Source organism: Roseateles sp. Mitsp63, assembly GCF_059491535.1.
The window spans coordinates 571,785-594,350 of record NZ_CP168509.1; the positions used below are offsets into that span (position 1 = coordinate 571,785).

17 protein-coding genes are annotated in these 22,566 nt (G+C 69.4%); 12 read left to right on the forward strand and 5 right to left on the reverse strand.

The window, feature by feature from the left end:
• Positions 1-506: 506 nt before the first annotated feature.
• The gene (locus ACEN96_RS02485) at positions 507-3,155 is read right to left on the reverse strand and encodes a TonB-dependent receptor (protein WP_495586473.1); all 2,649 of its coding nucleotides are present in this window, start codon (positions 3,153-3,155) and stop codon (positions 507-509) included.
• 375 nt (positions 3,156-3,530) lie between these two features.
• A complete protein-coding gene (locus ACEN96_RS02490; protein WP_495586474.1) occupies positions 3,531-5,729 on the reverse strand; it encodes a malate synthase G in 2,199 nt (732 codons plus the stop codon).
• 207 nt (positions 5,730-5,936) lie between these two features.
• Here ACEN96_RS02490 and ACEN96_RS02495 point away from each other — a divergent pair, with 207 nt between their 5' ends.
• Together ACEN96_RS02495 and ACEN96_RS02500 are read left to right on the forward strand one after the other, a co-directional pair.
• On the forward strand, positions 5,937-6,863 hold the full coding sequence (locus tag ACEN96_RS02495; protein ID WP_495586475.1) for a LysR family transcriptional regulator: 927 nt from the start codon (positions 5,937-5,939) through the stop codon (positions 6,861-6,863).
• On the forward strand, positions 6,860-7,315 hold the full coding sequence (locus ACEN96_RS02500) for a DUF2214 family protein (protein ID WP_495586476.1): 456 nt from the start codon (positions 6,860-6,862) through the stop codon (positions 7,313-7,315). Before ACEN96_RS02495 ends, ACEN96_RS02500 begins: the two co-directional genes overlap by 4 nt.
• 124 nt (positions 7,316-7,439) lie before the next feature.
• On the opposite strand, the gene ACEN96_RS02505 is transcribed toward ACEN96_RS02500, so the two are convergent.
• Complete coding sequence (locus ACEN96_RS02505) at positions 7,440-7,784, reverse strand: PsiF family protein (RefSeq protein WP_495586477.1); 345 nt, start codon at positions 7,782-7,784, stop codon at positions 7,440-7,442.
• 165 nt (positions 7,785-7,949) lie between these two features.
• A complete protein-coding gene (locus ACEN96_RS02510) occupies positions 7,950-9,332 on the reverse strand; it encodes a serine/threonine-protein kinase (RefSeq protein WP_495586478.1) in 1,383 nt (460 codons plus the stop codon).
• An 86-nt stretch (positions 9,333-9,418) separates the two neighbouring features.
• Between ACEN96_RS02510 and argS the strand changes: the two genes are divergently transcribed.
• The 10 genes from argS (at position 9,419) to ACEN96_RS02560 (ending at position 21,636) form a co-directional block, all read left to right on the forward strand.
• Positions 9,419-11,149, forward strand: a complete 1,731-nt coding sequence (argS, locus tag ACEN96_RS02515; protein WP_495586479.1) for an arginine--tRNA ligase — start codon at positions 9,419-9,421, stop codon at positions 11,147-11,149.
• Positions 11,146-11,814 carry an SPOR domain-containing protein gene (locus tag ACEN96_RS02520; RefSeq protein ID WP_495586480.1) on the forward strand — a complete coding sequence of 223 codons (669 nt, stop codon included), beginning with the start codon at positions 11,146-11,148 and terminating at the stop codon, positions 11,812-11,814. The genes argS and ACEN96_RS02520 overlap by 4 nt, the downstream gene beginning before the upstream one ends.
• 95 nt (positions 11,815-11,909) lie before the next feature.
• A complete protein-coding gene (locus ACEN96_RS02525) occupies positions 11,910-12,590 on the forward strand; it encodes a thiol:disulfide interchange protein DsbA/DsbL (RefSeq protein WP_495586481.1) in 681 nt (226 codons plus the stop codon).
• Positions 12,591-12,729: 139 nt separating this feature from the next.
• The gene (locus tag ACEN96_RS02530; RefSeq protein ID WP_495586482.1) at positions 12,730-13,650 is read left to right on the forward strand and encodes an SPFH domain-containing protein; all 921 of its coding nucleotides are present in this window, start codon (positions 12,730-12,732) and stop codon (positions 13,648-13,650) included.
• Between the two features lie 13 nt (positions 13,651-13,663).
• On the forward strand, positions 13,664-13,927 hold the full coding sequence (locus ACEN96_RS02535; RefSeq protein WP_495586483.1) for a type II toxin-antitoxin system antitoxin: 264 nt from the start codon (positions 13,664-13,666) through the stop codon (positions 13,925-13,927).
• Between the two features lie 67 nt (positions 13,928-13,994).
• Complete coding sequence (locus ACEN96_RS02540) at positions 13,995-14,621, forward strand: TetR/AcrR family transcriptional regulator (RefSeq protein ID WP_495586484.1); 627 nt, start codon at positions 13,995-13,997, stop codon at positions 14,619-14,621.
• 367 nt (positions 14,622-14,988) lie between these two features.
• Complete coding sequence (locus tag ACEN96_RS02545) at positions 14,989-16,275, forward strand: solute carrier family 23 protein (RefSeq protein WP_495586485.1); 1,287 nt, start codon at positions 14,989-14,991, stop codon at positions 16,273-16,275.
• A 155-nt stretch (positions 16,276-16,430) separates the two neighbouring features.
• The gene (locus ACEN96_RS02550; RefSeq protein ID WP_495586486.1) at positions 16,431-18,482 is read left to right on the forward strand and encodes a GGDEF domain-containing protein; all 2,052 of its coding nucleotides are present in this window, start codon (positions 16,431-16,433) and stop codon (positions 18,480-18,482) included.
• On the forward strand, positions 18,479-20,581 hold the full coding sequence (locus ACEN96_RS02555; protein WP_495586487.1) for a diguanylate cyclase domain-containing protein: 2,103 nt from the start codon (positions 18,479-18,481) through the stop codon (positions 20,579-20,581). Before ACEN96_RS02550 ends, ACEN96_RS02555 begins: the two co-directional genes overlap by 4 nt.
• A gap of 44 nt (positions 20,582-20,625) precedes the next feature.
• Entirely contained in the window at positions 20,626-21,636 is a 1,011-nt protein-coding gene (locus tag ACEN96_RS02560) for a tripartite tricarboxylate transporter substrate binding protein (protein ID WP_495586488.1), read from the forward strand.
• A gap of 3 nt (positions 21,637-21,639) precedes the next feature.
• On the opposite strand, the gene ACEN96_RS02565 is transcribed toward ACEN96_RS02560, so the two are convergent.
• Complete coding sequence (locus tag ACEN96_RS02565) at positions 21,640-22,425, reverse strand: exodeoxyribonuclease III (RefSeq protein ID WP_495586489.1); 786 nt, start codon at positions 22,423-22,425, stop codon at positions 21,640-21,642.
• Between the last annotated feature and the right edge of the window lie 141 nt (positions 22,426-22,566).

The window sequence follows — 22,566 nt, forward strand, 5'->3', positions numbered from 1 at the left end:
GTTATCGAACACCCGAGCGGCCGATGCTCTCTTGTTTGCGTGGTGGAGTGGAGGGGCACCGCGGCCCCGTGGCAGCGCCAGCACGATGAGGGCGGCGCGCAAGCGCTTCACGCCAAACCTCGAGGCCACCCTTCCATGAGGCCCTCCAAGCCAAAGGCTGCACCGGCAGCACCCGCAGGGCGTAAGCCATCCTCGAGCTGAGGCGCGACACCATCCGTTGCGCATGCTGCTGCAGATGGAGGACCTATCGCGCAGCACGTTCTGCTACCGGGCCAAGGCGCTTGCAGTTGGCGGCGATGGAAAGCAGCTACGACAGGGGCTGCGTCGCTACATCCACCACAACCAACCCCGTCTCAAGCTCAAGCTAAAAGGCCTGAGTTCGGTGAGGTACCGAGCTCAGGCCTTGGGCGCCTAGCCTTCAACTACCCCACTTCTTGGGGTCAGTTCAAAGCGGGCCTTTGTGGTGGCGGCACGGGGCCGCCCGCAGGCTGTCAGGTCCGGGGACCTCAGAAGCCGTAGCTGGCGCGCAGGAAGAAGGCGCGGCCGATCGGGTCGGAGTACCGGGGGTCGTAGCCGCGCTGCGAGCGGGTCGACTGGTTCGAGAACGACGGGTCGGTGTCGAACAGGTTCTTCACGCCCAGCGTCAGCGCCGTGGACTTGTTGAACTTGTAGGTGCCCGACAGGTCGACCAGCGTGTAGGTGTCCACGTTGCCGTAGAACGACGGGCCGCCGACCACCGTCGTCGGATCGTTCTGGTCGCGGTAGCCGCTCTGGTGACGGATCGCCAGGCGCGAGCTCCAGTTGTTCAGCGCCCAGGCCGCCGAGAAGGTGTGCTTCCAGCGCAGGACCGGGCTGCCGTCCTTGTAGACGCCGACGTTCTGGATGAAGTCGCCCGACGGGTTGGTCTGGTACTTGTAGCTGTGGACGTAGGTGCTCTCGTACTGCAGACCCAGGTTGCCCCAGGCGCCCAGGCCGGTGGAGTACGCGACCGCGAAGTCGATACCGTCGGTCTTGACGCGGCCGATGTTGGCGTTGGTCTGGACCACGTAGCCGATGGCGTTGCTGTTCAGGTCCAGCCCGCCGCAGCGCTGCAGGTTGGCCTGCACCGCCGCCGGCAGCGTGTTGCAGCGGACGATGTTCGCGGCGTAACGGGTCGGGTCGGCGAAGATGACGTCGATCGGCAGGACGCTGATCTGGTCGCGCAGCTTGATGTTCCAGTAGTCGGCCGAGATGGTCAGCGCCTTGATCGGCTCGACCACCACGCCCAGCGTGAAGGTCTTGGACTTCTCCGGCTTCAGGTCGGGGTTGCCGCCGTTCTGGACCTGCGGCTGCGACTGGCAGTCACGGCTCTTCACGCCACCGTTGATCGGGTTGCCTTGAGCGTCGCAGAGCAGCGGGTCGTTCTTCGCGCCGGACGAGAAGGTCACGGTCTGCGGGGCGTACAGGTCGTCCAGGCCAGGGGCGCGGAAGCCGGTGTTGTACGAGCCGCGCAGCGCCAGTTCCTTGATCGGCTGGAAGCGGATGCCGACCTTCGGGTTGGTCGTCGCGCCGGCGTCGGAGTAGTCGTCGCGGCGCAGGGCCAGCTGGACTTCCACCATCTTGTGCAGCGGCAGCAGCAGCTCGACGCCGATGGCCTTCACGTTGCGGTCGCCGCCCACGTGGTTGGGCGAACGGCCGGCCGACGGGATCGCCAGCACGACGTCGTCGTTGGTGTCGTTCTTGTACTTTTCCTTGCGGTACTCGGCGGCGACGGCCAGCGCGGCGCGGCCGCCGGGCAGGTCGAAGATCTCACGGGAGGCGCGGAAGTCGGCGCTCTGGGTCTGGCCCATCGCGTTGGCGAACACGCCGCGGCGCTTGGCCTGCTCGATGATGGCCAGCTGGGCCGGCGTCGCGTCGGCGAACGGGTTCAGGTTGCCGGCGGCGACCTGGGCGCGCACGAACGGCGCATTGACGTAGCCGTCGACGGCGGCGTCATTGGCCGTGCTCTTCGAATACAGCACGCCCGCGCGGTAGTCCCAGTCGGCGATCACGCCCGACAGGTCGGCCACGGCGCGCTCGGCGGTCGAGTGCGAACCGTTGGTCCGCGAGCCCGCCGGCACCATGCGCCAGCCCACGCTGATCGGCTTGGTCGTGTCGATGCCGGGATAGGTCCGGGGGAAGAACGGGTTGCTCGGCTGGATGGTGATGGCCGAGACCGGGTCCGGCGCGACGCGCGCGGTGTTGTCGTTCTTCGTGGAGATCGCGTCCAGCGACAGCACGTGGTTGTCGCCGATCTTGACCGACGCGCGGCCGGCCAGCGTGGTCTGGTCCACGTCGGGGGCGATGTCGATCGTCGAGCTGAAGTCGAAGATGCAGACCTTGTTGTTGGTCGGGTTCACGACCGACAGCGGACCCTTGCAGTCCGGGGCCGACGGGTTGCCCGACAGGTTGCCCTGGGTGAAGTTGCCCGGGAAGGTGGTGGGCGAGCTGCCCGCCACGCCGTGCGCCGGGAGGATGCCGGTCTTGGCGAAATCGCGGTCCAGCGCGCGGATGCGGTCGGTGCGGCGCTTGTCCAGCGAGGCCCAGAAGTTGACGCGGTCCTTCTCCAGGTCGCCGAAGCCGAAGGTCAGCGAGGCGCCTTCCTTCTTGCCGCCCTTTTCCTGCGGGTTGCTCAGTTCGAGCACGGCCTGGCCGCCGCGGAAGTTGGACTTGGTGATGAAGTTGATCACGCCGCCGATCGCGTCGGTGCCGTACACGGCGGACGCGCCGTCACGCAGCACTTCCACGCGGTCGATGACGGCGAAGGGGATGGAGTTCAGGTCGACCGCGTTGGCGCCGAAGGCGAACGCCGTCATGCGGCGGCCGTTCAGCAGGACCAGGGTCTTGTTGGTGCCCAGGCCGCGCAGGTTGGCGTAGGTCGCGCCGCCGGTGCTCGAACCGATCGAGTTGGAGCCGGTGTTGCTCGACTGGCTGGACGACAGCAGTTCGACGATCGCCTCGACGCTGGCAACGCCCGAGGCGCGCAGTTCTTCGGCCTTCAGCACGGTGATGGGCAGGGCGCCTTCGTCGCTGATCGAGCGCTTGATGGCGGAACCGGTGATTTCGATGCGTTCGAGCTGCTGCGCTTCCTGCGCGTGCGCGGCGCCGACGGAAGCCGCGAGGATCGCTGCGGCCACGCTGATTTGGCGGAGGGAGGGAGAAGTGGGCATGCCTGTTCCGTGAATGGCAAAGAAAAGAGTTGCGCCCAACAACTTTTAGTTACCGAGCGCAGTGGAAGGTGAAGAAACTTTAAGGAACAGGAATTGCCTATGGCCCTCGGGTCCACCCCTACGCACTTTCCATGATTGATGGGGGATGCCATTCCTCATCGGTGCTATTTCGGTGAGCAATCATTTGCGCCCCGCGTGGACGTGGCCGGTAGGCGGGGAAGAAAATGATGCGCCCAAGAAAAAGGCGATCCCTGAGGGATCGCCTGGCTCCGCCGGACGTACGGCGCACGATGGCCGCGATTGGCGACGAATCGCCGGTGTTGCGGCCGGATTGGCGTGGCTTCAGTTTGCGGTTGCCGCCTTGCGCTTCTGCCGCCAGGCATGAAGCAGCGGCTCGGTGTAACCGCTGGGCTGTGCACGGCCTTTGAACACCAGTTCCATGGCCGCTTGATAAGCCATGCTTTCCGGATGTCCCGCCATGGGTTCGTAGCTCGGATCCCCCGCGTTCTGGGTGTCCACGATCGCTGCCATCCGTTCGAATGTCGCGCGAACCTGTTGTTCGGTCACGACGCCGTGCGCCAGCCAGTTCGCGACGTGTTGGCTGGAGATGCGCAACGTTGCACGGTCCTCCATCAAACCGACTTGATTGATGTCCGGCACCTTGGAGCACCCGACGCCCTGGTCGATCCAGCGCACCACGTAGCCCAGGATGCCCTGGATGTTGTTGTCGAGCTCCTGCTGCTTCTGCGTGTCCGTCCACGACGGATCGGCGGCGACCGGAATGGTCAGCAGGCGCTGCAGCAGTTCGGCGCGGTCGACGGAGGGCGCCTCGGCCTCGATCTGCTGCTGCACCTGCGCGACGTTGACCTGGTGGTAATGCAGCGCGTGCAGCGTGGCGGCGGTCGGGCTGGGCACCCAGGCGGTGTTGGCGCCGGCTTTCGGATGCGCGATCTTCTGCTCCAGCATCGCGGCCATCAGGTCCGGCATCGCCCACATCCCCTTGCCGATCTGCGCGCGGCCGCGCAGGCCGGCGCTCAGGCCGACCAGCACGTTGTTGCGCTCATAGGCCTGGATCCAGGCGCTGGTCTTCATGTCGCCCTTGCGCAGCATCGGACCGGCCAGCATCGCGGTGTGCATCTCGTCGCCGGTGCGGTCCAGGAAGCCGGTGTTGATGAAGGCGACCCGGCTCGGCGCCGCGGCGATGCAGGCGGCCAGGTTCACGCTGGTGCGGCGTTCCTCGTCCATGATCCCCAGCTTCACCGTCGACGCCGGCAGGCCCAGCAGCTGTTCGACGCGGCCGAACAGCTCGTTGGCGAAGCCGACTTCGGCCGGGCCATGCATCTTGGGTTTGACGATGTAGATCGAGCCCTGGCGCGAGTTGCGCAGGCCCGAGCCCGACAGCTGCTTCAGGTCGTGCAGCGCGATCAGGGTGGTGATGACCGCGTCCATGATCCCTTCGGGGATCTCGTGGCCGCCGTCCAGCAGGATGGCCGGGTTGGTCATCAGGTGGCCGACGTTGCGCACGAACAGCAGCGAGCGGCCCGGCAGCACGACGTCGTCGCCGCCGTTCGCCGCCTTGTAGACGCGATCAGGGTTGAGGCGGCGCACGAAGCTGCGGCCGCCCTTGCTGACCTCTTCCGTCAGCGAGCCGCGCAGGATGCCCAGCCAGTTGCGGTAGGCGAGCAGCTTGTCCTGGGCGTCGACGGCGGCGATCGAGTCCTCCAGGTCGAGGATGGTCGACAGCGCCGATTCCAACAGCACATCGGCCACGCCGGCGGCGTCGGTCTGGCCGATGGCGGAGGCGCGGTCGATCTGGATCTCGAGGTGCAGGCCGTGGTGGCGCAGCAGGATCGCGGTCGGCGCGGCGGCTTCGCCCAGGTAGCCGACGAACTGCGCGGGATCGGCCAGCGCCGCGCTGCGGCCGTCCTTCAGCGTGACGGCCAGGGCTGTGCCGTCGACGCGATAGCCGGCGGCCTCCGCGTGCGACGCGCCCGCCAGCGGCGCGGCCTGGTCCAGCACCTGGCGCGCGAAGGCGATCACCTTGGCGCCGCGCGCCGGGTTGTAGCCGCCGGCGCGTTCGGCGCCGTCGGTCTCGGGGATCACGTCGGTGCCGTAGAGCGCGTCATACAGCGAGCCCCAGCGCGCGTTGGCCGCGTTCAGCGCGTAGCGGGCATTCAGGATCGGCACGACCAGCTGGGGGCCGGCCTGGGTCGCCAGTTCGGCGTCGACGTTGGCGGTGGTGGCCCGCGCGTCCGCCGGCACCGGCACGAGGTAGCCGATGCGCTTCAGGAAGTCCTGATAGGCGGCCATGTCGCGGATCGGACCGGGGTTCGCGCGATGCCAGCCATCGAGCTCGGTCTGCAGGCGGTCGCGCTCGGCCAGCAGCGCGGCGTTCTTCGGGGCCAGGTCATGCGCGAGCGCGTCGAAGCCTTGCCAGAACGCGCCCGGCTCGATGCCGGTGCCGGGCAGGGCCTCGGTCTCGATGAAGCGGGCCAGGGCGGCGTCGACCTGGAGGCGATGGTGGGGGCTGCGTGCGCTCATGAGGACTCCCTGATGGCGGAGAAAGGACGATGAAAGGGGGGCGCGGACAAGGATCGCGGGGGATCCTGATGCGTTGACTGTAGGGCGCGGCGGCCGCTCGATTCATGTCAGCCCTGGTCGAAGATCCCTGACTTTTCTGCACGAATTAGGCGGCTTAGGGTCTCCATTCATTGCTTCCGGTGGCGCAACGCACCAACAATCGGCGCCATGGACCGCCTCAAACAGATCGAGTCCTTCGTGCTGGTCGCGACCAAGGGTAGCCTCACGGCCGCGGCGCAGACGGAGGGCGTGGCCCCGGCGGTGATGGGCCGCCGCCTGGATGCGCTGGAGGCGCGGCTCGGCGTGAAGCTGCTGCTGCGCACCACCCGCAAGCTGACGCTGACGCATGAGGGCACCGCCTTCCTGGAGGACTGCCAGCGCCTGCTGGCCGACTTCGCCAGCGCCGAGGCGAGTGTCAGCGCTGGTGGCATCCAGGCCAGCGGCCATCTGCGGATCACCGCGCCGGCGGGCTTTGGCAGGCGCCACGTCGCGCCGCTGGTGCCGGCCTTCCTCGCGCGGCATCCGGAGGTGAGCCTGTCGCTGAATCTGAGCGACCGTGTCGTCGACATCGTCAACGAGGGCTTCGACTGCGCGGTGCGTGTCGGCGATCTCAGCGATTCCAGCCTGATCAGCATGCGGCTGGCCGACAACCGCCGGCTGTGCGTGGCCGCGCCGTCGTACCTCAAGCGTGCCGGCACGCCCCGGCATCCGTCCGAGCTGATGCGGCACGAATGCCTGACCCTGAGCTCCGACGCGAGCCAGACGCGCGGCTGGGCCTTCCGCATCGACGGTCAGCTGCAGCACCTGCGCCCGACCGGCCGCCTCGACTGCAGCGATGGCCAGGTGCTGCACGACTGGTGCCGCCAGGGCCTGGGCCTGGCCTGGCGCAGCACCTGGGAAGTGGCTGGCGCGATCCGCGCCGGCGAGCTGGTCAGCGTGCTCGACGAGTTCGCCGCGCCGCCCAACGGCATCTTCGCCGTGCTGCCGCAGCGCAAGCACCTGCCGCTGCGGGTGAGGCTGTGGATAGACTTCCTGAAGGAACATCACGGCAGCCCTGACTACTGGGCGCGCGCCACCACCTGGGAGACTCCATGACGCTCGAAGCCTTGCTCGCCGGTCTGCACATCCTGGCGATCCTCAGTCTGGTCGTGTTCCTGTCGAGTCAGGCGGCGCTGTGCCGCACTGAATGGATGAACGCGGCGGTGGTGCGCCGGCTGTCGCGGCTGGACGTGATCTACGGCATGACCGCGGTCGCCGTGTTGTTGACGGGTCTGGCGCGGACCTGGTGGGGCATGAAGGGTCTGGGCTGGTACTGGGGACAGCCGCTGCTGCACGTCAAGTTCGGGTTGTTCGTCGTCATCGGGCTGATCTCGATCAAGCCGACGCTGACCTATCGCCGCTGGGTCAAGGCTCTCGACGGCGGCGCTGGTCTGCCGAGCGATGCCGAGGTGCGCGCCACGCGACGCCTGGTCATGATCCAGGCCCATCTGTTGATGCTCATTCCGATCGCAGCGGTGATGCTCGCGCGCGGTGTGCTGACCAAATGAACATGCGGATATCGGCCGAGTGACGCGGCGGCGCATCGGGATGCCACGCTAGGCGCAAACCGCAGCCATAGCACTGCTATGGCGAGGATTTGCAACAACGCGTGGCGCCCGATGCGGCGTTGCGTCACTTGGCCGAGAGGCAGGCCTTCATGAATTTGTCGTGCTCGGCCTTGCCGCTCTTGCCGGACGCCTTGTAGTCCGCGTTGCAGGTCTTCATCTTGGCCTGCTGATCGGTCATCGCCGGGGCCGAGGCGGCGGCGGTTTCGCCCTTGAGGCAGCTGCTCATGAAGGCCTTGCGTTCGTCGCCTTTCTTGCCGGTGGCCTTGGCGTCGGCGTTGCAGGTCTTCATGCGCTGCTGCTGCGCGGTGGGTTCCTTCTTCGGCTTGGCGTCGTCCGCGGCATGCGCGCCCAGCGAGGCCAGGGCCAGCATCGCGGCAGCGATCAGCGAGATCGGGGTCAGTCGTGTCATCACTCTCTCCTTCAGGGGGCTACGGGGTTGGGAAAGACCTCTCGGGCAGTGGAGCACACCAACGAGCGGCTCTCAATAGCGGTTGACGCGCGTCAAGAGAATGACTGACTGGCTTCGGTTGACCGCGACAGGGCGGCGCCCTCCTTGAACGAGTCGGACACCGACTCACAGGATGCGGCGCGGCGAGGCCAGCGCCTCATGCGCCAGGTGCAGGCGCCGCACCAGCACCTGGATGAAGGCGCGGTCGAAGCGGTGCTGGCACTCCGGGCTGAGCTGCCCCAGCGACTCCGGCGTGAAGGACACCGTTGTACAAAGTTGGGTCACCCGGATGTCGGTGCTGTGACGCCGCAGATCGGGATTCGGCGCGAGGTAGGCCATCTCGCCGACCGAGGTGCCGGTGCCCAGCGTCGCGACCAGCGCGCCGTCCCGCCAGACCTCGACCTCGCCCTGCGTGATGATGTGGAAGGTGTTGCCTTCCTGGCCCTTCTTGAACAGCAGGTAGTCCAGCGGGTAGCGGCGCCAGCGCGCGCGCCGCACCACTTCCCAGAGCTCCACGTCGCCGAAGCCGGCGAAGAACTCCAGCCCGCGCAGCAGGTTGAAGCGCTCCGAGTCCTTGACCTCGTTGAGCCGCGCCAGCGGCACCAGCTGCTTGGCCACCAGCTCCGACAGCGCGCCGCCGAAGGCCTCCCAGTCGGGATAGCGCTCGTGCGGGTGCTTGGCCAGCGCCCGCTGGATGACCGCGTCCAGCTCCGCCGTGACGCCGCCGCGCTGGCCCGCCAGCGGCTGCGGCGCCTGGTGGTAGATCTGATGCATCAGCGCCATCTGGTTGGGCGCGTCGAACGGCGCGCGGCCGCTGACCAGGTGATAGAGCACCGCGCCCAGCGCGTAGATGTCGGCCTGCGCGCCGACGTCGCCGCCCTCGATCTGCTCGGGCGGCATGTAGGCCAGCGAGCCGACGCGATGCACCTGCGTCATGTCGGCGTTCAGGTTGAGCGCGCTGCCGAAGTCGCTGACCTTGACGTCGGTGACCTGGCCCTGGCTGTCGAGCACGGCCAGCAGGTTGGCGGGCTTGATGTCGCGATGGACCACGCCCTGGCGGAACACATAGGACAGCGCCATCGCGCACTTGAAGCCGAGCTCGACGATCTGGTCCAGCGGCAGCAGCCGGTCGTTGCGGCAGAAGTGCTTCAGCGTGACGCCATGGACGAACTCCATGACGAGATACGGCAGGTCGCCGTCCTGCACCGCGTCCAGGATCTGCACCACGTTCGGGTGCTGCAGCCGCCCCGCCAGCGCGGCCTCGGCGGCGAAGAAGCGGATGCTGAGCGTGTCCTCCTCGGAGCGGCCGCCGCCCGACCAGGCGCGCATGCGCTTGATGGCGACCTCCTGGCCCTTGAAGTCGTCCATCGCCAGGAAGACATCGCTGGTCGCGCCCTCGCCCAGCCGCCGCAGCACGCGGTACTTGCCGATCTGCGCCGGCAGGTCGGCCAGACCGCCGAGCGTCGAGTCGGAGAAGGCGGAAGGGCGGGAATCGCTGGAGGCGCTCATCGGAGGGGCATCCTGCCCCAGGGGGAGGGCCTCGGCAAGGGGGGCTCACGGGCTCTTACAGGGGACGGCCCCTAAAATGCGGCCCCATGATCCAAGCCAAGCAGGAATTGCTCGCCGCCCTCGGCACCGTGCTCCAGGGCCTGAGCCAGGAGGCCGTCGACGCCGGCCTCATCGCCGCGGCGCCAGCCGCCGCCTTCGAGACCCCCAAGCAAGCCTCCCACGGCGACTTCGCCTGCACGGCCGCGATGCAGCTGTCGAAGGCGCTGAAGAAGAATCCGCGCGAGCTGGCGACGACGCTGATCGCCCAGCTGCAGGCGCAGCCGGCGTTCGAGCGCTGGGTCGACGCGCTCGAGATCGCCGGCCCGGGCTTCATCAACATCCGTCTCAAGCCGGCCGCGCGCCAGGCCGTCGTCGGCGAGGTCTTCGCCGCCGCCGCGCGCTTCGGCGACCAGCCCGCGCGCGACACCTCGGTGCTGGTGGAGTTCGTGTCCGCCAATCCGACCGGCCCGCTGCACGTCGGCCACGCGCGCCAGGCGGCGCTGGGCGATTCGCTGTGCCAGCTGTTCGCGACCCAGGGCTGGAAGGTCAGCCGCGAGTTCTACTACAACGATGCCGGCGTGCAGATCGCCACGCTCGCGCAGTCGACGCAGGCGCGGCTCAAGGGCCTCAAGCCCGGCGACGCCGGCTGGCCCGAGTCCGCCTACAACGGCGACTACATCCAGGACATCGCCGAGGCCTTCCTGCGCAAGGAGACGGTGAAGGCGGACGACCGCGTGTTCACCGCCTCGGGCGACATCGAGGACCTGGACAGCATCCGCCAGTTCGCCGTGGCCTACCTGCGCCATGAGCAGGACCTGGACCTGCAGGCATTCGGGCTGCGCTTCGACCACTATTTCCTCGAGTCCTCGCTGTACACCGGCGGCCAGGTCGAGGACGCCGTCGCGCGCATGATCGCCAACGGCAAGACCTACGAGGACGGCGGCGCGCTGTGGCTGCGCTCGACCGAGTACGGCGACGACAAGGACCGCGTGATGCGCAAGTCCGACGGCACGTACACCTACTTCGTCCCGGACGTCGCGTACCACGTCAACAAGTTCAAGCGCGGCTTCTCGAAGTGCATCAACATCCAGGGCACCGACCACCACGGCACGATCGCCCGGGTGCGCGGCGGCCTGCAGGCCACCGGCGTCGGCATTCCGCAGGGCTTCCCGGACTACGTGCTGCACAAGATGGTCACGGTCATGAAGGGCGGCGAGGAGGTCAAGATCTCCAAGCGCGCCGGCAGCTACGTGACGCTGCGCGACCTGATCGAATGGACCAGCCGCGACGCGGTGCGCTTCTTCCTGATCAGCCGCAAGGCCGATACCGAGTTCGTCTTCGACGTCGACCTCGCGCTCAAGGCCAATGACGAGAACCCCGTGTTCTACGTGCAGTACGCGCACGCGCGGATCTGCTCGGTGCTGCGCAAGGGCGCCGAGCAGGGCCATGGCGAGGCCGAGGTGGCCGCGGCCGACGCCGCGCTGCTGACCGCCCCGACCGAATACGCGCTGATGGCGAAGCTGGCGGACTATCCGCGCATGCTGGCCTCGGCCGCGCAAGACCTGGCCCCGCACGACGTGGCGTTCTACCTGCGCGACCTGGCCGGCGCGCTGCACAGCTACTATGGCGCCGAACGCGTGCTGGGCGACGACCCGGCCCTGACGCGCGCGCGCCTGGCGCTGCTGGCCGCGACGCGGCAGGTGATGCGCAACGCGCTGGCGGTGCTGGGGGTGTCGGCCCCGGACGCGATGGAACGTGACTCGCAGGAGCAGCAATGAGCAAAGAGAAGCAGCGCGGCGGATTCGCCATGGGCCTGATCGTGGGCCTGCTGCTGGGACTGGGGATCGCGCTGGGCGTGGCCCTGTACGTGACCAAGGCGCCGGTGCCCTTCGTCAACAAGCTGCCGCAGCGCACCGCGGAGCAGGACGCCCAGGAAGCCGAGCGCAACAAGAACTGGGATCCGAACGCGCCGCTGGCCGGCCGCACCACCAAGGCGGCGTCCGGCGTCGTGACGCCGGCGCCCGCGCCCCAGACGCAGCCAGCCGCGCCGGCGCCGCAGGTCACCGCCGGCACGACGCCCGCGCCGGCCGTGGAGGGCCGTTCCGCCGAACGCGCGCCCGCCGCGGCGCCGGCGGCGCCCGCCGCCAAGCCCGAGGCGCGCCCGGCCGAGACCCGCAGCGCCGATGGCGCGCGTCCGGACGGCTCGCGCGGCAGCTTCTTCGTCCAGGCCGGCGCGTTCACGCGCATGGAGGACGCCGAGCAGCAGCGCGCCAAGCTGGCGATCCAGGGCTTTTCGGCCAAGGTGATGGAGCGCGAGCAGTCCGGCCGCACGGTGTTCCGTGTGCGCCTGGGACCGTTCGAGTCCCGCGACGAGGCCGAGTCGCAGCAGAAGAAGCTCGAAGGGGCCGGCATCGAGGCCAACCTGGTCGCGATCCAGCGCTGAGCGTGGCCGGCGCGTTAATGCCGTCCTAAGCCAGTCTTTCTACGATGGCCGGCCATTGCGGCGCCGGCCGCAGCGGAACACACAAGGAATCGAAGATGAAGCGTCGCGAATTCACCGCCCTCACGGCCCTGTCGACCGCCGCCGGCGGCGGTCTGCTCCTGAACGGCGCTCCGGCGCTGGCGCAGGGCGGACCGATCGAAGGCCGCCAGTACCAGCGCCTGACCACGGCCGTGCCGGGCGCCGCGCCGGGCAAGATCGAGGTGATCGAATTCTTCTGGTACGGCTGCCCGCACTGCTACGTCTTCGAGCCGACGATCGAAGCCTGGGCCAAGCAGCTGCCGGCCGACGTCGTCTTCCGCAAGGTCCACGTGGCGTTCCGCGCGAACGTGAAGATCCACCAGCAGCTGTTCTACACGCTGGAGGAGATGGGCAAGGAGGCGCAGGTGCGTCCGGCCATCTTCAACGCGATCCATCGCGGCGGCCAGAGCCTGACCGATGCCGACTCGATGGCCAAGTTCCTGGCGCCGCTGGGCGTGGACCCGGCCAAGTTCAAGGAGACCTTCAACTCCTTCGGTGTCAGCACCAAGTGCCAGCAGGCCGCGAAGCTGCAGGACCGCTACAACATCGATGGCGTGCCCACCGTGGCGATTGGCGGCCGGTATCTGACCTCGCCGTCGATGGCCGGCTTCGGCCTGCGCGTCAGCGAGGAGGAACTGGGTCAGCGCTGCATCGCCGTCGCCAACTTCCTGCTGCCGAAGGCGCGCAAGGGCGAGTGAGTCCGCGGCGCCTGCCGGCGCCCACCGCAGCCACGACGAAAGCGCCCCTCGCGGGCGCTTTCCGCTTTCTGGAAATGGGCCTTGCCTTCCCCGGCCCATTGCGCATAAAGTGATATCACCTTTTTGGAGGAGCCAGGTGATGAGCACGACCCCAGTCCCGAGGAATGTCCTGCCGCGCAGCGCGACGACGCCGATCGAGCGCCGCGCGGGCGCGGCCAACGGCTATGCCGCGCTGCTGATCGGCCTGGCCCTGCTGGCCGTCGCCGGCTGGCGCTTCTTCACGCTGGGCCCGGACGCGATCGGCGCGGCGCAGGTCGCGCTGGTGGCGGCCGGGGCGGTCCTGCTGACCGGCCTCTACATCCAGCAGCCCAACGAGGCCCGCGTGCTGACGCTGTTCGGCCGCTATGTCGGCACGGACCGCGTGTCGGGCCTGCGCTGGACGGTGCCGCTGCTGATGATCAAGCGCCGCCTGTCGCTGCGCGCGCGCAACCTGGATGCCCCGACGCTGAAGGTCAACGACAAGCGCGGCAATCCGGTCGAGATCAGCGCCGCCGTCGTGTGGCGCGTCGAGGACACGGCCCGCGCCGTCTTCGAGGTCGACGATTTCGAGCAGTACGTCAGCATCCAGGCCGAGGCCGCGATCCGGCATCTCGCCTCGCAGTTCGCCTACGACGAGGGCGACGACCTCGACGCCCGCGAGACCACGCTGCGTGCCGGCTCCGACGAGGTGATGGCGGCGCTGATCGCGGAATTGCAGGCGCGGCTGCAGCCGGCCGGCGTCGGCGTCGAGACCGCGATGCTCACGCATCTGGCCTACGCGCCCGAGATCGCGCAGGTGATGCTGCGCCGGCAGCAGGCCGAGGCCATCATCAGCGCCCGCAAGAAGATCGTGCACGGCGCGGTCAGCATGGTCGAGGAGGCCCTCAAGGGCCTGAGCGAGCGCGAGATCGTGCAGCTCGACGACGAGCGCAAGGCGGCGATGGTGTCCAACCTGCTGGTGGTGCTGTGTTCCGACAAGGACACGCAGCCGATCGTCAACACGGGGACGCTCTACAACTGAGCGGCGGGCGCAGATGGCCAGTCCCGCGAAGAAGCAATTCCCGCTGCGCCTGGATCCCGCGCTGTGGGAGGAGATCGAGCGCCTGGCCGCGATCGAGCTGCGCTCGTCCAATGCGCAGATCGAGCTGCTGCTGCGCGAGGCGCTCAAGCGCCGAGGCATCAAGCCCGCGCCTTCGCCGGCGCCGCGCCGCGGCCGGCCGCCGATGGCCGGCGACGCCGCGCCGGAGGGCGAGGGTCCGGATCAGGCCGAGGACGGCACGCCGCCTTCCGGCGAATAACCCGATCGGCGTCTGCGCCATTCGCGCCGCCCCGCGCCGTTCGCACGACCGTGCTAAATTGCGGCGCATGGAAGCCAAGACCGCCCGCAGCGAACTGACGCAGAGCGCGATCGTCGATGTCGCGCTGGAGATGGCGCGCCTGGACGGCCTGGACAGCCTGTCGATCGGCGAGGTGGCCAAGCGGCTCAACCTGTCCAAGAGCGGCGTGTTCTCGCGCATCGGCTCGCGCGAGGCGCTGCAGTGCGCGGTGCTGGACGCCTTCGAGAAGACCTTTCAGCAGGAGGTCATCCTGCCCGCGCTGCGCGAGCCGCGCGGCCTGCCGCGCATGGACGCGATGGTGCGTGCCTGGCTGGGCCGCGTCAGCGGACCGCATGGCAACTGCCTCTACGTCGCCGGCGCCTTCGAGTACGACGACCGCGACGACGCGATGCGCGATCGCCTGCTGGACGGCGTACGCCGCTGGCGCTCGACACTGCGGCGCACGCTGGTCCAAGCGCAGGACGCCGGCCAACTGCGCCGCGATGCCGACCTGGATCAACTGATCTTCGAGCTCGACGGCCTGTTCACCGCGCTGGTCCGCGAGGTGCGTTTCCTGCGCACGCCGGACGCTCCCGCCCGGGCCTGGACCAGCTATCGCCGGCTGATGACGCCCCTGCTGCTCGATGCCAGCGGCGCGGCGGCGTCCGCTGCCTGAATCCCCGCCTGAATCCTCCCTGAAGGCCGCCACGATGTCCTCGTCCGCCATTCGGTTTCCGCTGACTTCGCACGCCCGTGCGAAGTCCTCCCAGTCCGCGTCCCTTGAAAGTCCATCATGACCCTCTTGCTGATCCTGAGCCTCGTCTTCGGCGGCGCGCTGTGGCGCGCCTGGGTGTCCTGGCGCCGCCTGCTGCGCATGCTGCCCAGGCACAACCGCGACCTGGTGCTGTTCTGACCCGTCCGCGCTGACGCCTCCACGCCGCCGCGTCAAGCGCCCCCGCCCCGCGCGGTCACGGGATATGCCCGGAGTGGCGCGGGCATGGGCCCTTCGTACACTCGATGGTTGCATCCATTGAGGAAAGTCCATGGCGTGGTTGATGCGCTGGCGGCCGGTGACCGTCGGCCCCGAAAAGGCGATTGCCCCTGATGAGCGCCTGTCGTGGCCGCAGACCGCGGCGCTCGGCCTGCAACATGTGATCGCCATGTTCGGCGCCACCGTGCTGGCGCCGCTGCTGATGGGCTTCGATCCCAACCTCGCCGTGCTGATGAGCGGCGTCGGCACGCTGCTGTTCTTCTTCCTGACCGGCGGCCGGGTGCCGAGCTACCTGGGCTCGAGCTTCGCGTTCATCGGCGTGGTCATCGCCGCCACCGGCTACGGCGGCAGCGGTCCCAATCCCAACCTGCCGCTCGCGCTGGGCGGCATCATCGCCTGCGGCGCGCTGTACACGCTCATCGGACTGCTGGTGTCGGCGTCCGGCAGCGGCTGGGTCGAGCGGCTGATGCCGCCGGTGGTGACCGGCGCCGTGGTCGCGGTGATCGGCCTGAACCTGGCCGCGGTGCCGATCAAGAACATGGCGCCGACGGCCTTCGACGCCTGGATGCAGGGCGCGACCTTCATCAGCGTCGCGCTGGTCGCGGTGCATGCGCGCGGCATGCTGCAGCGGCTGCTGATCCTGGCCGGCCTGATCCAGGCCAGCCTCATCTACGCGCTGCTGACCAACGGCTTCGGACTGGGCCGGCCGATCGACCTGTCGGCGATCATCGCCGCGCCGTGGTTCGGGCTGCCGGGCCTGCATGCGCCGGTCTTCGAGGCGAAGGCGATGCTGATGATCGCGCCGGTGGCGCTGATCCTGGTGGCCGAGAACCTCGGCCACCTCAAGGCGGTCGGCGCGATGACCGGACGCGACATGTCGCCCTTCCTCGGCCGCGCCTTCATCGGCGACGGGCTCGCCACCATCGCCAGCGGCGCGGTCGGCGGCACCGGCGTCACCACCTACGCCGAGAACATCGGCGTGATGGCCGCCACCCGCATCTACTCGACGGCGGTGTTCGTCGCCGCCGCGCTGATGGCGCTGGTGCTGGGCTTCTCGCCCAAGTTCGGCGCGCTGATCCAGGCGATTCCGCTGGCCGTGATGGGGGGCGTGAGCATCGTCGTGTTCGGCCTGATCGCGATCGCCGGCGCCCGCATCTGGGTCGACCATCACGTCGACTTCCGCGACCCGCGCAACCTGATGGTGGCCGCGATCACGCTGGTGATCGGCACCGGCGATTTCACGCTCAAGCTGGGCGGGTTTACGCTCGGCGGCATCGGTACGGCCACCTTCGGTGCGATCCTGCTGCATGCGCTGCTGCGGCGCGGGCGCACGGACTGACCCCACGGCGCACGCACGGGCGCGAACTCGTGCACGCTGGACGCGACCTGCACGTCCGGACCACCAGTAACAAGACGTACAAACCGGCTTCGACACGCACGATGAGCAAGGTTGGGGAGTTGAGAGCAGCGGAACCCGCGCGGAGGACGGCCGTCATGGCCGCGCTCGCCCTCGCCCTCGCGTTGGCGCTGCCCTTGCTCGCCGGCTGCGGGCCGCGCGAGGCCTCGATGCCCGGCGCCGCCACGGCCGGCAGCGGCGTTCCGGACCGCGCGCTGCAGGGCGAGCTCGAACAGCAGGAGCGAGTCGGCCAGGCGCATCCCCGCGAGCACCTGCGCGAGCTGCAGGCCATCGAGTCGCGCGCCGCGGCCGGCAGCGCCGAGCGGCTCGAGGCGCTGAGCCAGCGGGCGGCGCTGCTCGCGCAGCTGCGGGACCGCAGCGGGCATGAGGCCGCGCTCGAGGCGATGAAGGCCTGGCCCGAGGACTCGCCGGTGCGGGCGCAGGTGCCGCTGGCGTTGATGCTGGCCAAGGGCCAGTGGCTGAAGGCCAATGGCGAACTCGGCGCCGGCGTGCGGCTGCTGGGCGGACTGTCGGAGATCGACGCGGCCAAGGCCGACCGGCGCCTGCTGTGGCGCTCGACCGAGCTGCTCGCGTACATGCAGGGCGATTACGGCGAGGTCGATGCCGCGGTCGAGAGCGGCCTGAAGGCGCTCGAGCAGGCGCGCGCGATGGACTCGCGCTGGCGGGCCGCGATCACGCAGGCGACGCTGGCGTTCAACTACTTCCGCAGCCAGCAGGTCGACCATGCCAAGCGCACCGCGCGCGAGGCGCTGCAGACCGCGCAGCAGGACCCGGATCCGGTGCTGATGTACTCGATCCACACCATCCTGGGCATCGTGTACACGCAGGACGAGGATCCGAAGGTCAGCCAGCAGGCGCGCGAGCAGGCGCTGCAGTACGCGGGCGAGGCGCAGGCGCCGTCGCTGCAGGCGCTCGCGCTGGGTAACCTGGCGGACTACGAGCTGCGCAGCGGCAACTACGCGCGGGCGCTGGAGCTCTCGACGCAAAGCCTGGCGCTGGCGCATGAGGTCGGCGAGATCTCCACCGAGATCCTGGCGCGCCACAACATGGGCATCGCCAAGATCGGCCTGCGCAAGCTCGACGAAGGCAAGCGCGACGTGCTGCAGGCCATCACCATGGACGCGCAGCGCGAGGCCGGCAGCTACACCGCCGATGCCTGGCTGGAACTGGGCGGCTACCTCGAGAAGTTCGACGACCTCGCGGGCGCCGTCGATGCGTACCACCGCTCGCGCAAGGAATTCGACGAGGTGCTGCGCGACGAGACCCGCCGCACCGTGCTGGAGGCGCAGGCCCGCTACGAGGACCAGCAGCGCCAGCGCGAGATCCGGCTGCTCAACCAGGACAACAGCCTCAAGAGCGAGCAGATCCGCACCCGCGACCTGCAGCTCAAGCTGTGGGCGGAGGTCGGGGGCTGCGTGCTGCTGTCGGGGGCGCTGCTCGCGGTGGCCTACCGGCGCATCCGCCGCACGAATGCGGCGCTGGCGCAGACCAACGAGTCGCTGCGCGTGCAGAGCGAGCGCGACCCGCTGACGGGCCTGGCCAACCGGCGCCACTTCCAGCAGGCGATCGCCGAGCTCACGCGCGAGTCCGGCGGGCTGCGCGGCAGCCTGTTCCTGATCGACATCGACCACTTCAAGCGCATCAACGACCAGTGGGGCCACGCGGCCGGCGACACGGTGCTGGTGGAGGTCGCGCGCCGGCTGCGCGGCGTGCTGCGCGAGCAGGACCTGGTCGTGCGATGGGGCGGCGAGGAATTCCTGATCCTGGTGAAGTCCGAATCGACCGAGGACGCGCGCCAGCTCGGCCAGCGGCTGCTGGACCAGATGGGCGCGCTGCCGGTCGACCACGGTCCGCTGCGCATTCCGATCAGCGCGTCGATCGGCTTCGCCAGTTTCCCGATGGCGCCGCACGACCTGACGCTGGAATGGGAGCGCGCGATCGATCTTGTCGACACGGTGATGTACATGGCCAAGGCGCATGGCCGCAACAAGGCCTATGGCGTCGCGGCGATGCAGGCGCGCGACCGGGATCAGCTGCTCGCGCTGGCGGGCCGGGTCGAATCGGCCTGGCATCAAGGGCAGCTGCAGCTCGTCAGCCTGCTCGGGCCGGTGCAGGAGGGGCGCGCATGAAGGCGCGGCGCTTCTCTTGCCGTTTCTCTCGCGGCTTCCCTCGCGGCGTGCTGGCGCTGATCGGCGCGGTCGCGCTGGCCGTGGCGATGGACGCGGCCGCGGCGCCGGCGGCCTCGCCCGCGGCCAGCGCCGGCGCGGAGATCCCCGATCGCGCGCTCGACGCGCAGCTCTCGGAGCTGGACCGCTTCGGCTACAACGAGCCGGTGAAAGCGGCGCAGCAACTGCGCGCGCTGCTCGCGGATCCCGCGCATGCGGCGCAGCGGATGCACATCGAGTACGCGCTCGGCCGCATCGACGCTTCCGCCGGCCGCACCGACGAGGTCCGCCGCCTGGCGGCCGAGCTCGAGACGCGGCCCAGCGGCAAGCCGCTGGCGCGCATGCTGCTGGCCGAGCTGCAGGACCGGCTCGGCCAGACGGGGCGTTCGGGCGAGATGGCGCAGCAGGCGCTCGATGAGCTCACGCCCAGCTGCCCGGCGCCGCAGAACCAGACGGTGCCGCCGGGCTGCGACGCGCGGGTCGCGTTCCAGGCGTTGCGCCTGATCGCGCGGGCCCAGGGCGCGCGCGGCGAGTACGCCTTCGCCGAGGCCTCGCTGCGGCGCGGCCTGGCCTGGGCGCAGGCGCTGCAGGACCACAACGCGATCGGCCTGATGATGGGCGCGCTCGCGGTCAACAGCCAGGTGCGCGACGAGCCCGCCGCCGCGCAGCAGTGGATGGCGCAGGCCTGGCAGCTCGCGCAGGGCGACGTCTCGGCGATGAGCCGCGCCAAGATGTACGAGTCCATGATCGCCTCGCGCCGCGGCGACCGCGGGACGCAGCTGGCCACGCTCGAGGAGGCGCTGCGGCTGGCCGGGCAGGCCGGCGCGCGGCGCGATGTCGCGCTGCTGCAGAACAACCTGCTCGATGCCTACATCCACACCGACCAGCCGGCCAAGGCGGTGCAGCTCGCGCGCCTGGCGCTGCCGGTGGTGCAGTCCTACGGCGACCAGACGGTGGAACGCACGCTGCGGCACAACCTGTCGGTGGCGCTGGTGCAGCAGCGCCAGTTCGACGCCGCCAAGCGCGAGATCGCCCGCGTCATCGAGTTCGCGCAAGGCGACTTCGATCCGGTGCGCCGCGCGCTGCAGCTGCGCGAACTGGGCGAGGCCTATGCCAAGGTCGGCCAGTGGAAGGAGGCGCTGCGGCTCTATCACGAGGAGCGCGCGCTGAGCGCCGAGACGGCGCGGCGCAATCGCGAGTCCTCGCTGCAGCAGCTGCGCCTGAAGTACGACAGCGAGGCCAAGCAGCGCGACCTCGAGCTGCTGCGCCGCGAGCAGACGCTGAAGGACCGCGAGCTCGGCAACCGGCGCCTGGCGCAGTACGTCGGCGTCGGGCTGGTGGCGCTGGCGGGGCTGTCGCTGCTGCTGCTGGGCGTGATGCTGGCGCGCGTGCGCGAGGCCAACCGCAAGCTCAAGGCCAACCAGAGCCTGCTGCGCGCGCAGAGCGAGCGCGATCCGCTGACGGACCTGGCCAACCGGCGCCACTTCCTGGCCGTGATGGACCGCCACGCGAAGGACATGTTCACCGGCGCGCTGCTGATGATCGACATCGATCACTTCAAGCACGTCAACGACCGCCATGGCCATGCGGCCGGCGACGCGGTGATCGTGGAGGTCTCGCGGCGCATCGCGCAGGCGGTGCGCGCCGAGGACCTGGTCGTGCGCTGGGGCGGCGAGGAGTTCCTCGTCTTCGCGCGCAACGTCGCGCCGGACCAGCTGCAGCTGCTGGCCGAGCGCATCCTGTTCATCGTCGGCGGGCAGCCGGTGCAGACCGCCGCGGGGGCGCTGCGGGTGACCTGCTCGATCGGCTTCGCGCATTTCCCGCTGCCGCCGGCGCAGCTCGCGCTGCACTGGGAGCAGGCGGTCAACTGGGCCGACATGGCGCTGTACACCGCCAAGTCGCAGGGCCGCAACCGCGCGCGCGGCATCGTCACCGTCGAGGCCGGCGACGCGCAGGCGCTGATCCAGATCGAGGCCGACTTCGATGCGGCCTGCAGCTCCGAGCGCGTGCACCTGCAGACCATCCTCGGCCCCGAACCGCCCGAGGGCCCCGAGGCGGCGTAGCGGCGCGGCGGGCCTTCATCGAGATCATCACGAGGAGACGCCCCATGAGCCTGAACCGACGCGCGTTGCTCGCGCTTTCTTCCGCCGCCTGGTCCGCCGCCTGCCTGCCCGGCCTCGCCCGGGCGCAGGCCTCGTCCGGCTGGCCGTCGCGGCCGCTGCGCCTGGTCGTGCCCTTCCCGCCGGCCGGCACCACGGACCTGCTGGCGCGCGCGATGGCGCCCGAGCTGCAGAAGGCGCTGGGTCAGGCGGTGATCGTGGAGAACAAGCCGGGCGCGGGCGGCAACACCGGCTCGGCCGACGTGGCGCACGCGACCGACGGCCACACGCTGCTGATGGGCACGGTGGGCACGCATGCGATCAACCAGTCGCTGTATCCGAAGATGCCCTTCGATCCGGTGAAGGACTTCGCGCCGGTCACGCTGGTCGCGGCGGTGCCCAACGTGCTGGTGGTGAATCCGGCCAACGCGCAGAAGTACGGCATCGCCAGCGTCGCGGACCTGGTGCGCGTGGCCAAGGCCAACCCGGGCAAGCTGAACATGTGCTCGAGCGGCAATGGCACCTCCATCCATCTGGCGGGCGAGCTGTTCAAGAGCCTCACCGGCGTCTACATGGTCCATTTCCCGTATCGCGGCTCGGGGCCGGCGCTGCTGGACCTGATGGCCGGCAACATGGACCTGATGTTCGACAACCTGCCGTCGGCGCTGCCGCACATCCGGTCGGGGAAGTTGAAGGCGATCGCCGTCACGAGCGCGCGCCGCAGCGAGGCCCTGCCGGATCTGCCGACCGTCGCGGAGAGCGGCCTGCCGGCGTTGAAGGGGTTCGAGGCCTCGTCCTGGTTCGGACTGCTGGCGCCGGCGTCACAGCCGGCGGATCAGGTCGCGCGCGTGCAGCGCGAGGCGGCCAAGGCGCTGGCGACGCCGCTCATCAAGGAGCGCCTGGCGAGCCAGGGCGCCGTCGCCGGCGGAGGCTCGAGCGCCGAGTTCGCCGCGCTCATCGCGAGCGAGACGGCGAAGTGGGCGAAGGTCGTGAAGGCCTCGGGCGCGCAGGTGGACTGAGGCTCAGATCTTGAAGTCGTAGTCGATGGTCAGCGGCGCGTGGTCGCTGAAGCGCTGGTCGAGGTAGATCGCTTCGCGCTGGGCCAGGTGGGCCATGCCTGGCGTGGCCAGGTGGTAATCCAGCCGCCAGCCCACGTTCTTCGCCCAGGCCTGGCCGCGGTTGCTCCACCACGTGTACTGCTCGGGCTTGTCGTTGAGCGTGCGGAACACGTCGACCAGGCCGATGTCCTGCTCGAGCAGCTTCGTCATCCACTCGCGTTCCTCGGGCAGGAAGCCGCTGTTCTTCCGGTTGCCCTTCCAGTTCTTGAGGTCGATCTCCTTGTGGGCGATGTTGACGTCGGCCACCAGGATGAACTCGCGCTCGGCGCGCAGCGCCATCAGGTAGGGATACATCTCCGCGAGGAAGCGGAACTTGGCCGCCTGGCGCTCTTCGCCGCTGGAGCCGCTGGGGAAGTAGCAGCTGATGAGCGAGAGCTTGCGGCCGGGCTTGTCGAAGCGTTTCTCGATCCAGCGGCCTTCGTGGTCGAACTCGGCGCTGCCGAAGCCGACGATCACGTCGCTGGGGGTTTCCTTCGTGTACAGGCCGACGCCCGAGTAGCCCTTCTTCTGCGCATAGTGGAAGTGGCCGCTGAGGGTGTCGTAGCCGGCGAACTGCGATTCGACGACATCGGCCTGCGCCTTCAGTTCCTGGACGCCGACGACGTCGGCCTGCTGCGGCGGCAGCCAGTCGAAGACGCCCTTGGTGGCGGCCGAACGGATGCCGTTGAGGTTGAGGGTGATGAAACGCATGGAAAGGGTCCCCGGAAGAGGGCGGCAGTATCGCAAAGCCTCCTCCGGAAGATGGCAGCAACGGGGGAAGGGCCTCACCCGCAAGGCGGACTGCGCACCACGCCGGGCCGCCTTGACGCGCCGCCAACGCCCATCCGGGCG

Bases quoted from the DNA above. Each gene is read 5' to 3' on its own strand.
- ACEN96_RS02490 (WP_495586474.1), bottom strand. From the start codon at position 5,729: ATGAGCGCACGCAGCCCCCACCATCGCCTCCAGGTCGACGCCGCCCTG.
- ACEN96_RS02495 (WP_495586475.1), top strand. From the start codon at position 5,937: ATGGACCGCCTCAAACAGATCGAGTCCTTCGTGCTGGTCGCGACCAAG.
- ACEN96_RS02500 (WP_495586476.1), top strand. From the start codon at position 6,860: ATGACGCTCGAAGCCTTGCTCGCCGGTCTGCACATCCTGGCGATCCTC.
- ACEN96_RS02505 (WP_495586477.1), bottom strand. From the start codon at position 7,784: ATGACACGACTGACCCCGATCTCGCTGATCGCTGCCGCGATGCTGGCC.
- ACEN96_RS02510 (WP_495586478.1), bottom strand. From the start codon at position 9,332: ATGAGCGCCTCCAGCGATTCCCGCCCTTCCGCCTTCTCCGACTCGACG.
- argS (WP_495586479.1), top strand. From the start codon at position 9,419: ATGATCCAAGCCAAGCAGGAATTGCTCGCCGCCCTCGGCACCGTGCTC.
- ACEN96_RS02520 (WP_495586480.1), top strand. From the start codon at position 11,146: ATGAGCAAAGAGAAGCAGCGCGGCGGATTCGCCATGGGCCTGATCGTG.
- ACEN96_RS02525 (WP_495586481.1), top strand. From the start codon at position 11,910: ATGAAGCGTCGCGAATTCACCGCCCTCACGGCCCTGTCGACCGCCGCC.
- ACEN96_RS02530 (WP_495586482.1), top strand. From the start codon at position 12,730: ATGAGCACGACCCCAGTCCCGAGGAATGTCCTGCCGCGCAGCGCGACG.
- ACEN96_RS02535 (WP_495586483.1), top strand. From the start codon at position 13,664: ATGGCCAGTCCCGCGAAGAAGCAATTCCCGCTGCGCCTGGATCCCGCG.
- ACEN96_RS02540 (WP_495586484.1), top strand. From the start codon at position 13,995: ATGGAAGCCAAGACCGCCCGCAGCGAACTGACGCAGAGCGCGATCGTC.
- ACEN96_RS02545 (WP_495586485.1), top strand. From the start codon at position 14,989: ATGGCGTGGTTGATGCGCTGGCGGCCGGTGACCGTCGGCCCCGAAAAG.
- ACEN96_RS02550 (WP_495586486.1), top strand. From the start codon at position 16,431: ATGGCCGCGCTCGCCCTCGCCCTCGCGTTGGCGCTGCCCTTGCTCGCC.
- ACEN96_RS02555 (WP_495586487.1), top strand. From the start codon at position 18,479: ATGAAGGCGCGGCGCTTCTCTTGCCGTTTCTCTCGCGGCTTCCCTCGC.
- ACEN96_RS02560 (WP_495586488.1), top strand. From the start codon at position 20,626: ATGAGCCTGAACCGACGCGCGTTGCTCGCGCTTTCTTCCGCCGCCTGG.
- ACEN96_RS02565 (WP_495586489.1), bottom strand. From the start codon at position 22,425: ATGCGTTTCATCACCCTCAACCTCAACGGCATCCGTTCGGCCGCCACC.